This window comes from Yersinia similis, from assembly GCF_001053095.1.
GTDB classification, from domain to species: domain Bacteria; phylum Pseudomonadota; class Gammaproteobacteria; order Enterobacterales; family Enterobacteriaceae; genus Yersinia; species Yersinia similis.
This window is the reverse complement of the sequence record NZ_CGBP01000005.1, coordinates 20,847-35,442: the sequence shown is the minus strand read 5'-3', so window position 1 is coordinate 35,442 and position 14,596 is coordinate 20,847. Positions and strand designations below refer to the sequence as shown.

The window sequence follows — 14,596 nt, the reverse complement described above, 5'->3', positions numbered from 1 at the left end:
GGTTAATATCGTCATCCCCGCGGGGCTAACGAAAGTAGCCAATACACATGTAGCTTGAAGTATGGCAGGTATAATAGGTTTATCCTGAAATGGCTGTAAGATCTAAATATTTCGCTAATGGCTTTTCTTCCGGGCGAGGCAGATAAGGCAATTGCCCTAATTGTGGAGCGGGTAACCGCTCCCGTAGCATTGTGATTGTTTCAGCATAATGGGCTAAGCCAGGGTTAATGCGATTGGCTATCCAACCTAATAAGGGTAACCCATCATTGATAATTGCCTGCGCTGTTAATAAGGCATGATTGATACAGCCTAATTTAATTCCGACGACTAAAATAACGGGTAATTGCTCTTGTACCACCCAGTCAGAGTAAAAGCGTTGGTCATTCATCATCACCTTCCACCCACCGCAGCCTTCAACGATTACGGTATCTGCTTTAGCCGATAAACACTGCAATCCTTCGGTCATTTTTTCATAATTAATCAGGGTATCTGTACAGGCATGGATAACATCACCTTGTAATGGATATGGATTTATCTCCTGATAATTTAACTCAATGGATGATGACGCCTGCAAGATCAACGCATCTTGATTACGCAACCCTTCAGGGGTCTCTTTGCTTTCTGTTGCAACAGGTTTATAGCCTGCTGCTGTTCTGCCATTTTGGCTTAAGGCTTGAAGTAAAGCCCGTGACACGATGGTTTTACCAACAGCAGTGTCGGTACCTGTCACAAATAAACGCGTTAACATAACAACTCTCCGCAATCTGGCCACTTTAATTCAAGTTTTTCCACCGAAGTTGGCGGAATTGGCAACATGAATAAAAGTCTAGGCGATGACAGCAACAGACAGCTTGCGTTAGCGCAATGTTTTGCCGAACTGAGAGAGGCTTTTAACAGAGAATAGCAAATAATAGGCGGAATAGACCGGAGGTACCCACGAATAATTAACTCTTAATTATTAGATTTAATACACTACCCTTGCAGTAACTTCACTAATAATGAACCGTTGTATAATGCTTCTTTGACTAATGCTGCGCCAGGCATTGTACCTTGATTAAAAAAATCGGTTGATTCAACAAGAATATTTTCGCTATAAGCGGGTAATGCTTGTTGACGAATACAAGAGGCAATTGCCGGGTGCAGAATAGATGAAGCTTTATTCAATGGAGACCCGACGAGAATTTTCTCTGGATTAAATAAATTGACCATAACGGCAATAATTCGCCCGACACTATGACCTACACCCAGAATAATATCTTTGGCTAATTGGTCACCGGCTAACGCTGCATCACAAAGCGACTCTACACTGAGAGGTGTATGGTGCAACAGCGAACTCATTGAACTGTTTAATCGTTGTTGAGCAATTGCCAACATATTATCGATACTGGCAACAGTTTCCAAACAGCCATGATTGCCGCAATAGCAGCGTTTACCATAGGGGTCAACTTGAGTATGGCCAATATTAACGACACTGCGGCTCCCTGCATGTAATACCCGCCCAGAGGTGATAACACCGGCCCCGACATTATGGTCAATAACGACTTGAATGATATTTTGGCAACCGCGTGAAGCGCCATATAGCGATTCAGCCATGGTCCATGCGCAAATATCATGTTGTAGATAGACAGGTAAACCGGTACGTTGCTCTAACGCTGGGCCAAGTGACATTTCGTTAATAGCATAAAATGGCATTTTATGCACAATTCCAGCAGGTGCATCAATGATGCCTGGCATCGTAATAGCAATTGCGGTGAGCCGTTCGAGCTTTTTCTGATGGCGAATGAAAAATTGGTCAACTTCGTTAAGAATACGATTAAGCAGTGGCTCAGGGTGGCTGTCTGGCAGCGGAATTTGTTCTTCAACTACCAGTTTGCTGCTAAGGTCGCGCAGTGCCAGTGTTATCGTTCCACGGCTGATACGCCCAGAAACATAGTGCCAAGCCTCGGTATCCAAGACTAACCCAATAGCAGGTCTACCGCGGCTTCCTACATCTTGATATTCAGTCTCTTTTACCAGATGAACTTCGACCAATTCTCGCACAATTTTAGTGATGCTGGCGGGCGCTAATTGGGCCCGCTTGGAGAGTTCAATACGGGATATCGGCCCAAAAAGATCAATTAGCCGATAAACGGCCCCTGCATTGGTTTGTTTGATCTGATCAATATGCCCAGGCTGTCCATCCATTATCACTAAACCAGCTCCTTTTTTGCCTAAATGACGTTTTAGCTCTTATGTAAAAGAGTATTTTTCGCGCTTCTAAATAAAGATTATCGTTATGTTGGGGCTTTTAGCATATGACGTCAACTATTTGATTAGTTATGTGATTTGCTGCACATAATCATGTGTTTTCTTTTTTCCTTAATATAGTGACTATTTATACGGAGCCGCTTGGATATCAGCCATCATCAAACGGAGCAATGCGTCTGCTGGGGGGGGCACCGGACGATGCTTATGATTAACCAACCACATTTCTGTCGTCGCATCTGCTTCGTCTAGTGATAAGTATTTGACACCATCAACTTTTACTCGCCTAAATGAGGCTGGCAGGATTGAAACTCCAAGACCGGATGACACCAAGCCTATTATGGTCATCGCCTCTCCGACCTCCTGCGTAATGTAAGGTGTGATCCCCGCGCGGGTTAATAAGGTAAAGAATTCGTCGTAAAGCGCGGTCCCCACTTCGCGAGAAAAGAATACAAAAGGTTGTTCGTTCAGTGAGCTGAATTTGACACTGCCATTTGGTAGGGAGGCTAATGGATGATCTTCATGGACGACTGCGACCAGAGGTTCACGTAACAGCAATCGATATTGTAATGCATCAGGCAGAGGAGTATTACGCATGATACCTAGATCTAACCGCCCATTAAGTAACGCTTCAATCTGCTGTTTGGTACTCACCTCCTGCATTCTTATATGTACTTGTGGGTATATTTGCCGAAAAGTACGTAAGTTCTTAGAAACGACACTGATAAACGGTGCCGATGAAATGAAGCCGATCGTCAGTACTCCTGATTCCCCGCGATGTAGACAGGCTGCTTTCTCAGCCGCAGAGTTAACCTGTGCCAAAATTTGGTAGGACTCTTTTAAAAATAGCTTTCCAGCTTGAGTGAGACTGATATTTCGCTTATTTCGTGCCAATAAGCGGGCCCCTATTTGCTCTTCAAGGATTTGGATTTGCTGGCTCAGTGGCGGCTGAGAAATATGCAAGCGTTCAGCTGCCCGACCAAAGTGCAGCTCTTCCGCGACAGCAATAAAATAACGCAAATGTCTTAGTTCAATACTCATTGATATTTTAAACGTCTTATTTGCAATGATTAATATATTAGACAAAAAAACAAACTATTTCTATGATATTAACGTTCAGTAGACAATAATTTATTGTGTATTAATTTGTCTGTGAGTTTACTTGCTTGTGTATTAATTTAACCGTGAACTAATTTGGCTATGTATTAATAAGGCTATACCCAAAATAATTCGAGTTGCAGGAAGGCGGCAAGCGAGATAATCCTGATGAGCTATGTATAGTAAGTGATTTGGGTGATTGAACGCAGCCAAGCACATGCAACTTGAAGTATGAAGGGTATATGTATTAATAAGGAAATACCGTGACCACTTCATCGCGCATTGCAAAAACCGTAGCGCCGGCATCTACAAAAAATGATGACGGCACTGTTCTCACTACGAACCCTAAACTAACCCGCCTAAATAGGCGCCCTTATATACAACAAGGTACGCCAGAGTTCATCCGTGTCGCGCTGGCTTTATTTTCGGCGGGGCTAGCAACTTTCGCCCTGCTTTACTGCGTACAACCTATTTTGCCCATGTTGTCGCAGGACTTTAGTATATCTCCTGCGTCCAGTAGTTTGTCACTTTCGATAGCCACCGGGATGCTGGCTTTGGGTTTGATGTTTACCGGCCCACTTTCTGATGCGATAGGCCGCAAATCGGTCATGGTCGTGGCGTTGCTACTGGCCGCGACTTGCACAATAATCTGCTCTTTTATGACCAGTTGGCATGGGATCTTGCTGATGCGTGCGTTGACAGGTTTATCCTTAAGCGGAGTTGCCGCGGTGGCAATGACCTATCTGAGTGAAGAGATCCATCCCAATTTTATTGCGCTATCAATGGGGCTATATATTAGTGGTAGTTCTATTGGTGGTATGAGTGGCCGTTTGGTGGCTGGGGTATTAAGTGATTTCTTTTCCTGGCGCGTATCACTGATAGTACTCGGATTATTTGCTCTAGCGGCGGCTTGCTTGTTTTGGTTTGTCCTCCCAGCCTCTAAACACTTTCGTGCAAGTTCATTGCGCCCCAAGACATTGTTAATCAATTTTAAATTACACTGGCGTGACCCCGGCTTACCCCTACTATTTGCTGAAGGTTTTCTCATTATGGGGGGGTTTGTCACCTTATTTAATTACATCGGCTATCGTTTACTGGACGGGCCTTATTATCTCAGCCCTGCCATCGTAGGGCTATTGTCCATTGTTTATTTGACCGGTTCTTATAGTTCACCAAAAGCGGGTTCACTCAGCAATCGCTACGGGCGGGGCTCAATTTTATTGGGATCTATCGGTATGATGTTGGTTGGTATTATTATCACCTGTTTTCCGTCAGTGATCATAATTTTTATTGGTATGATGCTGGTTGCAGCAGGATTCTTTGCCGCTCACTCTGTTGCCAGTAGTTGGATTGGTTGCAGAGCTCGTCGTGCCAAGGCGCAGGCTTCGTCACTTTATCTGTTTTGTTACTATGCTGGTTCCAGCGTAGCCGGTACGCTAGGTGGAGTTTTTTGGTTACATTTAGGCTGGACTGGCGTTGTTGTGTTTATTGCCGCCCTTTTAGTTATCGCGTCGTTTATCGCTCAACGATTACGAAAGTTGGTAGAAACAGCCAAGAGTTGAAATACCAATCTCATTTTTCGATAGAAAAATGAGATTGGTAAGTATGTGGGTATAATAACTAATTCTCACATATAAGGCGTTCTTTTCGATTCTATATGTATTTCTGAATTCAATGGTATAAATGTAGCCGCATGTAGCTATTTTTAGGATAACAAGATAATGTATGTTGTAACTAATATTGCCTTCTTTAGAAAATAATATGAACAAGTATGATTTGATAGAACGAATGAATGCTCGCTTTGCTGAGTTAGAAATAACACTTCATCAACTCCACCAGCAATTGGACGATTTACCTCTACTTGCGGCCAGGGTATTTTCTCTCCCTGAAATAGAAAAAGGTACTGAGCATCAACCCATTGAGCAAATTACCGTCAATACAACCGAGGGGGAACAAGCCAAAAAGTTGGGGTTACAACATTTCCAACGATTATTTCTTCATCACCAAGGACAGCATGTTAGCAGCAAAGCAGCACTACGCTTACCTGGCGTGATCTGCTTCTCCGTGACGGGTACAGAACTAATTGAATGCCAAGATGTAATACAAAAAATCAATCAGTTAAAAGCAGAGCTAGAACATATCATTACCGTAGAATCAGGTTTACCCAGTGAACAACGCTTTGAATTTGTTCATACTCACTTACATGGACTGATAACCCTAAATACCTATCGCACCATCACCCCATTAATCAACCCCAGTTCAGTGCGCTTTGGGTGGGCCAATAAACACATTATTAAAAATGTGACTCGCGAAGATATATTGCTACAGCTAGAAAAAAGCCTGAATGCTGGCCGAGCCGTTCCTCCATTTACGCGTGAGCAATGGATGGAACTCATTAGCTTGGAAATAAATGATGTGCAGCGTTTACCCGAAAAGACACGGCTTAAAATTAAAAGGCCAGTAAAAGTGCAGCCTATCGCAAGAGTATGGTATCAAGAACAACAAAAGCAGGTACAACACCCCTGCCCTATGCCCCTGATTGCGTTCTGTCAGCCTCAGTCAGGGGTTGAACTACCGAAATTAGGCAAGTTAACCGATTATGATGTGAAACATATCAAGCATAAATATAAGCCTGATGCGAAACCGCTACGTTTGTTAGTCCCGCGTCTGCATCTTTATGTCGAACTGGAGCAGTAAAAAATGCCATTTATTGCGGCTTAGCCTCCGTAAACGCCGGTAATCCAACCCGGCGTCAATATTCCGATACCTATCCGCTATTTCTTCATATTGCCGACCATATCTTCTGGTCGCACCCATTCATCAAATTCAGCATCGGTAAGATACCCCAATGCCATAGCTGCTGCTTTCAGTGTTAGCCCCTCTTTATGTGCCTTTTTGGCGATTTCAGCCGCTTTATCGTAGCCAATATGGGTATTGAGCGCAGTGACTAACATTAGCGATTTATTGAGCAATTGCGTAATACGGTCGCGATTAGGCTCAATCCCCAAAGCACAGTGCTCATTAAAGCCACGCATACCATCAGCCAACAAACGAACAGATTGCAGGAAATTATGGATGACCAATGGGCGGAATACGTTTAATTCAAAGTTACCGGACGCCCCACCGATATTGACAGCCACATCATTGCCCATAACTTGAGCACATAGCATGGTCATCGCTTCACACTGTGTTGGATTCACTTTGCCCGGCATGATAGAACTACCTGGCTCATTTTCCGGAATAGATATTTCGCCAATACCACAGCGTGGGCCTGATGATAACCAACGGACATCATTGGCAATTTTCATCAGAGATGCCGCTAAACCTTTTAGCGCACCATGGCCATGAACCAATGCATCGCAGGTCCCCAATGATTCAAATTTATTCAGGGCAGTGATAAAAGGTTGGCGAGTCAGTGCTGCTATTTCATTAGCTACCCGTACAGCATATTCAGGATGCGTATTAAGACCAGTACCTACCGCCGTTCCCCCAAGAGCCAATTCACAAAGGTGCGGAAGGGTCGCCTCAATATGCTGCATGCTGTGAGATAACATTGCCGCCCACCCGGAAATTTCCTGCCCCAAAGTTAAAGGAGTTGCATCTTGTAAATGTGTACGACCAATTTTTACAATATCGTGATAAGCTTCTGCTTTGTCGGCCAAGGTTTTCTGCAACACCTTCAGTTCAGGAAGAAGATGTTCACACACCCCCATCACTGCAGCGACATGCATCGCCGTTGGGAAGACATCATTTGAACTTTGGCTTTTATTAACATCATCGTTGGGATGAACCAAACGGTTATTCCCTCGCGCCCCCCCTAGCAACTCACTCGCACGGTTTGCCAGTACCTCATTCATATTCATATTAGTCTGAGTACCCGACCCGGTTTGCCAGATGGAGAGAGGGAACTCGGTTGAATGAGCGTCATCCAGAACTTCATCTGCGGCCCGCATAATAGCTTTTGCACATTCGGCAGGTAGCAAGCCCAGATCCATATTCACTTGAGCCGCCGCCCGTTTGGTCAGAGCCAATGCATGAATTAGCTCTGTTGGCATTTTTTCTTGTGAAATTCGAAAGTGCACCAATGAACGTTGAGTTTGCGCCCCCCATAATTGGTTTGCAGGTACATCAATAGGCCCCATAGAATCCTTTTCACTGCGGGTAGTTGCCATTACTGCCTCCTTAGCATTTAGAACAAAAGGTTGATGTTGAGCTAGCATAGGCTTACGACATAGCGGTTATAATGACACAGATATTATTGCGTTTATGCGATTGATTCGCATTTCTGGAATTTCGTGATGGCTACTTTGTTGGTAATCGCATTACCACTTGCAACACGTTTAGCCTCATTGTCTACTAATGGCTTATTTTTCAGGGCTTGCTCTCCAAAACTGGTTAATCACTGACCATGAGCCATAGAAAACCGCTGGCCAACGTGCAGCCTTATTTTAGTCTTTTGCAAACGGCAGATCATAAACATGCTAAAAATGAATAATGCAGTTCAAAACTATGCTTGGGGCAGTACTGATGCCCTGACCCAGCTTTATGGCATACCTAACCCACAAGGGGTGCCAATGGCTGAGCTGTGGATGGGGGCACACCCGAAAAGCAGTTCCCAGGTTCTTGACGCAAACGGCCAGTGGCATTCATTACGTGATGTGATTGATCAAGATCCAAATAACACGCTGGGGAGTGATATTTTCAAACGCTTTGGTGAACTGCCATTCCTGTTCAAAGTACTTTGTGCAGCTCAACCTCTATCGATTCAGGTTCACCCGAGCAAAGCGGCAGCAGAGGTCGGTTTTGCTAAAGAAAATCAGGCAGGTATCCCACTGGATGCAGCTGAACGCAATTATAAAGATGCGAACCATAAGCCTGAACTGGTTTATGCCCTCACCCCTTTTCAGGCAATGAATGGTTTTCGCACACTAGAAGATATCCAGACGCTGTTGCAACCGCTATCAGCGGCACATCCGGATATTGCCGCATTTTTACGCCAACCAGATACTGAGCATTTAGCCAGCTTATTTGCCAGCTTACTCAGTATGAGCGGTGAGACAAAAATACGGGCACTCGGTATTCTGAAAGCTGCATTGAATAGCCAACTTGGGGAGCCTTGGGACACTATCCGCAGTATTTCGTGTTTTTATCCCGATGACAGCGGGTTGTTCTCTCCGCTACTGCTTAATGTCGTGACATTGCAACCGGGTGAGGCCATGTTCCTTTATGCCGAAACACCACACGCTTACCTCAATGGGGTTGCATTAGAGGTCATGGCAAACTCGGATAATGTGTTACGGGCCGGGCTAACGCCGAAGTTTATTGATATTCCAGAGTTAATATCCAATCTGCAGTTTATCCCTAAACCGGCTAATACCCTGCTTACAACACCACAGCAACAGGGTAACGAACTGATATTCCCTATACCCGTCGAGGACTTCGCTTTCTCACTGCATACATTGGTGGCTAAGCCACAAGTTCTGGCGCAACACAGTGCGGCAATTATTTTTTGTGTTGAAGGCTGTGCGGTGCTGAAAAAGCAAGAACAGGAAATTACGCTGCAACCCGGTGAGTCTTGCTTCATCTCGGCTAAGGAATCACCTGTAACGGTGCAAGGAGTGGGGGCTATTGCTCGTGTTTATAACGCGTAGTGAACTAACTTAATGAATTTGTTGTCAATAAATAGCTTCTCACCATGAATTGAAAGCTCCGTAGCGATTAAGTCATTGTTACGGTCGCAATAATATTTGTGTATAGGTACTTTAGGCCTATATTATTTGGGAGATATATCTTCTTTTTTTGGGGATTTCCTTCTATAGGTGGGGCTTCTTAAATCACACATTATTACCGCGTTCAATATAGTGAATTTGGTACATTGGAAAAGGATGAACAAAACAATGAAAAAATCGTTAGTGGCTGTCAGCGTCATTGTCGTACTCGGCGCAGCATGGACTGGAGCCTCTTGGTATACCGGTAAACTGATTGAACAACGCATGGGCGAACTGGTTGATAATGCCAACGGACAGATCAAGACATCGTTTCCAAACGTGGGTGTTAAATTTGCTTATAAAGATTACCAACGCGGTCTGTTCTCCAGTAAAGTCCGTTATATTTTACAATCAGATAACACTGTTCCTGGCGAAAAAGTATTAACCGATGGTGATGAAATCGCCTTTATTGAAGTCATCGATCATGGCCCGTTCCCATTAGCTCAGTTGAAGAAATTAAACCTGATCCCTAGTATGGCGTCAGTGCGTACTGAGTTGGCTAACACGCCAGTGTTGAAAAAACTGTTTGATGTGACCAACGGCCAGTCACCTTTTATCGCTGATTCACGCATTTCTTACGGTGGCGATACATCTTCGGCTATTACTTTTATTCCGATCAACTATAAACAAAATAGCACTAATGTGAAGTTCTCAGGTGCCACTATAAATGCAGATGTCTCTCGTGATATGCACAATGTAAGTATGAGCGGCAGCAGCGATAGCCTTATTTATTCCAACAAAAATTATTTGGATCAAACAGAACAAATCAGTGTGCAAGGGCTAACGCTAAAAAGTGACAGTAAAGCAGGTAAATTTGATATCAGCATTGGCGACCAACAGATTGGTATTAAGCAAATAGATATCAGCCATGAAGACAAAAATATGGCGACATTGCTTGGCTTTAATCTGAAAACCCAATTAAGTGAAACTAATACAGATTTAAATGGCAAGCTGACCTATACCCTTGATGCCTTAAAAATTCAGGATAATAACTTTGGTTCAGGGCAATTGACTATTGCTTTTGATCGTTTCAACGGTGAGGGCCTGAAGCAGTTCATTAGCGCTTATAATCAGCGAGTACAGCTAGCCGAAAGTGTTGACCAACTTGCCTCTCAGCAGCAAATGAGAGAGGTTGTGATGGCAAACCTCCCGGCCCTGCTGAAAGGTAACCCAGCGGTGAGCATTGCCCCACTGAGTTGGAAAAATACTAAAGGGGAAAGTACTTTTGCCCTGAATGTTGAACTGACCGATCCAACACAAACTAAATCAACAGAAAAACCGCTGGTAGCACCCGCTGTGAAAAAAGTGGACGCAAACCTGAGTATTCCAATGGCGATGGCTACAGAGTTGGTCACTCAGGCCGCCCGCTTGCAAGGTTACAGCGAGGAAGAAGCGAAAAGCTCAGCACAGCAACAAGTCCAGAGTCTCGCCACCATGGGCCAGATGTTTAGGCTGACCACCACTAAAGATGATGTAATCAGCAGTAAACTCCAGTTTGCTGATAACCAAATCGAACTGAATGGTCAGAAAATGTCACCAGAAGAATTTGCTGGCCTGTTTAACCTGTTTGGTGCACAGGGAGAAGAGGAAGAAGATATTGATAGCGGCGCTGAGTCACAAGAAGCACCAGAATTTGACTTAGTCGTACCCGCAGAGCCTGCTCCTGCACAATAAACTATTAATTATGTTTGTTTGATAAAAACGGGGCCGATTGGCTCCGTTTTTAATGCGAACCACCTTCTTTATTTAAAATAGAAAATGTCTCTATTCATTACCAATGACCGCAAATATAAGGTACTCCCCTCCTTCTTCATGCCTATATACCCGTGATGCTTCGCACTGCATGTGCGTTGTTGGCTATGTTCGTTACTCCGCCCATCTATGGGCTTCGCATCTTCGAGGCCGCTGCAAATAGCGTTCAAATCTGCTTTTTGTATTTATAGATTTTTACGGTGTAGCTCAATCGTAAAATCACAGTAATCGTTAAGATACCAGGTTCGGGTATATTCAACAGGCCGATCGTTATGAGTAAAGCCTGTTCGGGTCACCAGTAAAACGGGCTCATACTCATCGGTACCCAAGTGATGTGCCAGTTTACTGTCCGTAACTGCTGCGCTGAAGTGCTGGGTTGCCCGCAATACCTGTGCTCCCTTTTTTTCCAGATGCCAATACAAAGACTCATCGAGTTCACTGATGTTATCCAGAAAATGCGCCGGTAAAATCGCAATCTGGAGGGAAACAGTAATACCATTAACCTTTCTGAGTCTAGTCAGTTCCACGACTTCGCCATTATCCTGTGTCATTTGCAAGACACTACGTTCTTCCGGCACGGATGGGCGCCGCAGATACCCCAACAGTTCACTTTGCGCCGTACCTCCGCTGGCCGTAGCCATTTCACTAAAACTCTCCAGTAGCGGCAACGACTGGCGTACATGCGGCGCAATAAATGTACCAACTCCCTGATTACGTACAAGAACGCCTCCTTCAAGTAGCTGTAGTAAGGCTTTACGAACCGTTCCCCGCGCAATATCCAGTATCTCTGCCAGTTCCCGCTCTGGTGGCAGAACATCGCCTGCATGTAAACGGCCCTCAGTAATTGCAGATTTTATGGAATTAACCAGTTGCAAATAGAGCGGCAGTCTGCTGGATTTATCAAGGTGAAATTCATTTGCTGGAGATGTATTCATCAGGCTTCGTGATTGTCCTGTCTGGTTCAGAGTGAGTGAACCAATTGTTATCCAGGGAACAGTGATTGTCATCATCAAAATGACAGGGCAAAACCTTTAAAGTAACTCAGATCACAAAATAAACAGATGAGACTACAGATAACAGAGGTTATTCATGTAAGGTTCACTAAAGGTACATCATTGGTTTGTTATCCGTTGTTTCTTATCCTGTCCTGCTACTTTTGAGGTAAATTTAGGTACGCAGGCTGAAAATTATCGCGGGTGAAATTCGTGAATTAGTTAATCAATAAGGTAATGCTGTTATGACAAAAAAACGTTTACTAGATTGCTGTGCTTCCGATTTTGTTTCGATGAATAATACAGAACTTCTGTATGCCATCCGCGCCAGTGAAGGTCGGGTAATGGTGAGTGAAACCATCGCGATTACTCAACCATTACTGAACAATGTTACCAATGCAGAACTTGCCGCATCACACGGGGCTGATATCTTACTGATTAATATGTTTGATTGCGAAAACCCTCAGATTCAGGGACTGCCAGCAGATATTGCGCCGCAGCACATACTGCATGAGCTACAACGCCTGACAGGACGCGTTATTGGTGTGAATCTGGAGGCAGTTGATCCTGAGTTTACTGTCGCTCATGACGATGTCTGGAGAATGAAACCAGGGCGCGCAGCAACCGCAGAAAACGCCCGTAAGCTGGTTGCTATGGGAGCGAAAATCCTGGTGCTTACCGGCAATCCCAATAATGGCGTCAGTAATCACGCTTTGGGAATGGCTGTCAGGGACATTCGTGATGCAGTTAAAGACAAAGCTGTCATCATCGCCGGGAAAATGCACGGAGCGGGAGTCGTACAAGAAAGCGGTAGTAGCATTGTCAGCGAAGAGGATATTATCTGGTTCGCCTCACAGGGGGCCGATATTGTTTTACTTCCGGCACCGGGAACGGTCCCCGGAATGAGCCAGCAGCGCGTAGCATCGCTTATTGATACCGCTCATGGTCATGGCGTACTGGCAATGACGGCCATAGGTACCTCTCAGGAAGGTGCAGACACCCATACAATTCGCCAGATAGCACTGATGAGTAAAATGGCAGGAGCAGATCTACATCATATTGGTGATACTGGTTACATGGGGATAGCATTACCGGAGAATATTCTTGCTTATAGCATAGTGATTCGCGGTGTGAGACATACCTATGCTCGGATTGCACGGTCAATTAATCGGTAATAAATTTCGCATTGAATAAGGAATATAACAGTGATTAATAAATATACTGACAAAATAGCTTCAGCGCAGCAATAAAACAGAGTCGAAGAAAATAAATCCGTAATTGAAAATTATCTAGCAATCTGGGATTCCAGCGTAGAACCCCAAGTTGGGTTTAATAGGAAAACTTATGCTGTGCTATCTCCGTAAGAACAGCATTTTTTTTCTCCATTCGCTCCAAGTAATTCAAGGCGAGGTCAGCTCTTCTTATTGATTCAATGGCTAAATTACTTCTTTGAGATTTGTCTTTTATCAAATACGGTGGAATGTTAATACTTAATTCTACTAAAAAACAGCGTGTAATATTAAAAAAAATTCAGTTCTCTATATGCTATATATTGATAACTCAAACTTCAAAAATTCTTATCACTTTTTATGTAACGCTGTGGATATTTTCATTCGTTTGTTTTTATAATGTTCTGCACTTTACCTACCGAAATCTATCTTTGATAAAAAGTGAGCGCACAGCATGATTGATCCTCGCCTTCCTCTGACCGACATTCATCGCCACCTTGATGGCAATATTCGGGCGCAAACCATTTTGGACTTGGGTCGACAGTTTAATTTTCATTTACCGGCCAATGAGCTTGATACGCTGAGACCACACGTACAAATCACCAAGACTGAGCCAGATTTGGTCAGTTTCCTGCAAAAGTTGGATTGGGGGGTTGCGGTTCTCGGATCACTGGATGCCTGTCGCCGAGTGGCTTATGAGAATGTCGAAGACGCAGTACATGCCGGTTTACATTATGCTGAATTACGCTTCTCCCCGTTTTATATGGCGATGAAACACCAACTACCGGTTGCTGGTGTTGTCGAGGCGGTTATTGATGGCATTGCGTCTGGTTGTCGCGATTTTAACATTGATATCCGTTTGATAGGTATTCTCAGCCGTACCTTCGGTGAACAAGCGTGCTTGCAAGAACTTGATGGCTTGCTGGCCCATCGTGAGGGGATAACCGCGCTGGATTTGGCCGGTGACGAGTTAGGTTTCCCCGGTGCTCTGTTCCGCCGCCATTTTAATCGTGCACGGGATGCGGGCTTACGAATCACCGTCCATGCGGGTGAAGCGGCCGGTCCGGAGAGTATCTGGCAAGCTATTCGTGAACTGGGGGCTGAACGTATTGGCCATGGCGTTAAAGCCGTCGAAGACCGTAAGTTGATGGACTATCTGGCAGAACACAAAATCGGTATTGAATCCTGCCTGACCTCCAATATCCAAACCAGCACTGTAGCCTCTCTGGCAACCCATCCATTAGCAACCTTCCTACGCCATGGCATCGTGGCATCAATTAACACTGATGACCCGGCGGTTCAGGGCATTGAAATTGCCAATGAATACCTTGTCGCTGCACCGGCTGCTGGGCTAACGCCGCAAGAAATCCGTCAGGTACAAGCGAATGGCCTGGCAATGGCGTTTATCAGCGAACAAGAAAAGCAGGCACTGCGGGATAAAGTATTCCCTATTTCCTGAGGTACGATAAACAAAGAAGCGCCCATACCCTAGAGTAGTATCGGCGCTTTCTAT

11 protein-coding genes are annotated in these 14,596 nt (G+C 44.6%); 6 read left to right on the top strand and 5 right to left on the bottom strand.

The window, feature by feature from the left end:
• Nucleotides 1-79: 79 nt before the first annotated feature.
• The 3 genes from bioD to AC971_RS05550 all read right to left on the bottom strand — a co-directional run bounded on the left by bioD (nucleotide 80) and on the right by AC971_RS05550 (nucleotide 3,285).
• Nucleotides 80-748 (bottom strand): dethiobiotin synthase, encoded by a 669-nt coding sequence (gene bioD / locus AC971_RS05560; protein WP_025383926.1) that lies wholly within the window; start codon nucleotides 746-748, stop codon nucleotides 80-82.
• A gap of 224 nt (nucleotides 749-972) precedes the next feature.
• On the bottom strand, nucleotides 973-2,190 hold the full coding sequence (gene mlc, locus AC971_RS05555) for a sugar metabolism global transcriptional regulator Mlc (protein ID WP_025383925.1): 1,218 nt from the start codon (nucleotides 2,188-2,190) through the stop codon (nucleotides 973-975).
• Between the two features lie 180 nt (nucleotides 2,191-2,370).
• Nucleotides 2,371-3,285, bottom strand: a complete 915-nt coding sequence (locus AC971_RS05550; RefSeq protein ID WP_025383924.1) for a LysR family transcriptional regulator — start codon at nucleotides 3,283-3,285, stop codon at nucleotides 2,371-2,373.
• Between the two features lie 320 nt (nucleotides 3,286-3,605).
• Here AC971_RS05550 and AC971_RS05545 point away from each other — a divergent pair, with 320 nt between their 5' ends.
• Both AC971_RS05545 and tus read left to right on the top strand, forming a co-directional pair.
• Nucleotides 3,606-4,904 (top strand): MFS transporter, encoded by a 1,299-nt coding sequence (locus AC971_RS05545; protein ID WP_025383923.1) that lies wholly within the window; start codon nucleotides 3,606-3,608, stop codon nucleotides 4,902-4,904.
• Nucleotides 4,905-5,103: 199 nt separating this feature from the next.
• Nucleotides 5,104-6,039 carry a DNA replication terminus site-binding protein gene (tus, locus tag AC971_RS05540; RefSeq protein ID WP_038402260.1) on the top strand — a complete coding sequence of 312 codons (936 nt, stop codon included), beginning with the start codon at nucleotides 5,104-5,106 and terminating at the stop codon, nucleotides 6,037-6,039.
• A gap of 77 nt (nucleotides 6,040-6,116) precedes the next feature.
• Here the strand turns inward: tus and fumC are convergent, their stop codons facing one another.
• Complete coding sequence (gene fumC, locus AC971_RS05535) at nucleotides 6,117-7,514, bottom strand: class II fumarate hydratase (RefSeq protein WP_025383922.1); 1,398 nt, start codon at nucleotides 7,512-7,514, stop codon at nucleotides 6,117-6,119.
• Nucleotides 7,515-7,820: 306 nt separating this feature from the next.
• On the opposite strand from fumC, the gene manA reads away from it, so the two are divergent.
• Complete coding sequence (gene manA / locus AC971_RS05530; protein WP_025383921.1) at nucleotides 7,821-8,993, top strand: mannose-6-phosphate isomerase; 1,173 nt, start codon at nucleotides 7,821-7,823, stop codon at nucleotides 8,991-8,993.
• Nucleotides 8,994-9,239: 246 nt separating this feature from the next.
• Nucleotides 9,240-10,784: a YdgA family protein gene (locus AC971_RS05525; protein WP_025383920.1), complete on the top strand. Its 1,545-nt coding sequence runs from the start codon at nucleotides 9,240-9,242 to the stop codon at nucleotides 10,782-10,784.
• 263 nt (nucleotides 10,785-11,047) lie between these two features.
• On the opposite strand, the gene AC971_RS05520 is transcribed toward AC971_RS05525, so the two are convergent.
• Nucleotides 11,048-11,797 carry a GntR family transcriptional regulator gene (locus AC971_RS05520; RefSeq protein WP_025383919.1) on the bottom strand — a complete coding sequence of 250 codons (750 nt, stop codon included), beginning with the start codon at nucleotides 11,795-11,797 and terminating at the stop codon, nucleotides 11,048-11,050.
• A 302-nt stretch (nucleotides 11,798-12,099) separates the two neighbouring features.
• On the opposite strand from AC971_RS05520, the gene AC971_RS05515 reads away from it, so the two are divergent.
• A complete protein-coding gene (locus AC971_RS05515; protein ID WP_025383918.1) occupies nucleotides 12,100-13,029 on the top strand; it encodes a DUF7916 family protein in 930 nt (309 codons plus the stop codon).
• A 508-nt stretch (nucleotides 13,030-13,537) separates the two neighbouring features.
• The gene (gene add / locus AC971_RS05510) at nucleotides 13,538-14,542 is read left to right on the top strand and encodes an adenosine deaminase (protein ID WP_025383917.1); all 1,005 of its coding nucleotides are present in this window, start codon (nucleotides 13,538-13,540) and stop codon (nucleotides 14,540-14,542) included.
• Nucleotides 14,543-14,596: the final 54 nt, after the last annotated feature.

What these genes read in the sequence shown, in the direction of transcription:
- AC971_RS05550 (WP_025383924.1), bottom strand. Translation starts at nt 3,285, where the DNA reads ATGAGTATTGAACTAAGACATTTGCGTTATTTTATTGCTGTCGCGGAA.
- manA (WP_025383921.1), top strand. Translation starts at nt 7,821, where the DNA reads ATGCTAAAAATGAATAATGCAGTTCAAAACTATGCTTGGGGCAGTACT.
- AC971_RS05515 (WP_025383918.1), top strand. Translation starts at nt 12,100, where the DNA reads ATGACAAAAAAACGTTTACTAGATTGCTGTGCTTCCGATTTTGTTTCG.
- AC971_RS05520 (WP_025383919.1), bottom strand. Translation starts at nt 11,797, where the DNA reads ATGAATACATCTCCAGCAAATGAATTTCACCTTGATAAATCCAGCAGA.
- fumC (WP_025383922.1), bottom strand. Translation starts at nt 7,514, where the DNA reads ATGGCAACTACCCGCAGTGAAAAGGATTCTATGGGGCCTATTGATGTA.
- AC971_RS05525 (WP_025383920.1), top strand. Translation starts at nt 9,240, where the DNA reads ATGAAAAAATCGTTAGTGGCTGTCAGCGTCATTGTCGTACTCGGCGCA.
- tus (WP_038402260.1), top strand. Translation starts at nt 5,104, where the DNA reads ATGAACAAGTATGATTTGATAGAACGAATGAATGCTCGCTTTGCTGAG.
- add (WP_025383917.1), top strand. Translation starts at nt 13,538, where the DNA reads ATGATTGATCCTCGCCTTCCTCTGACCGACATTCATCGCCACCTTGAT.
- bioD (WP_025383926.1), bottom strand. Translation starts at nt 748, where the DNA reads ATGTTAACGCGTTTATTTGTGACAGGTACCGACACTGCTGTTGGTAAA.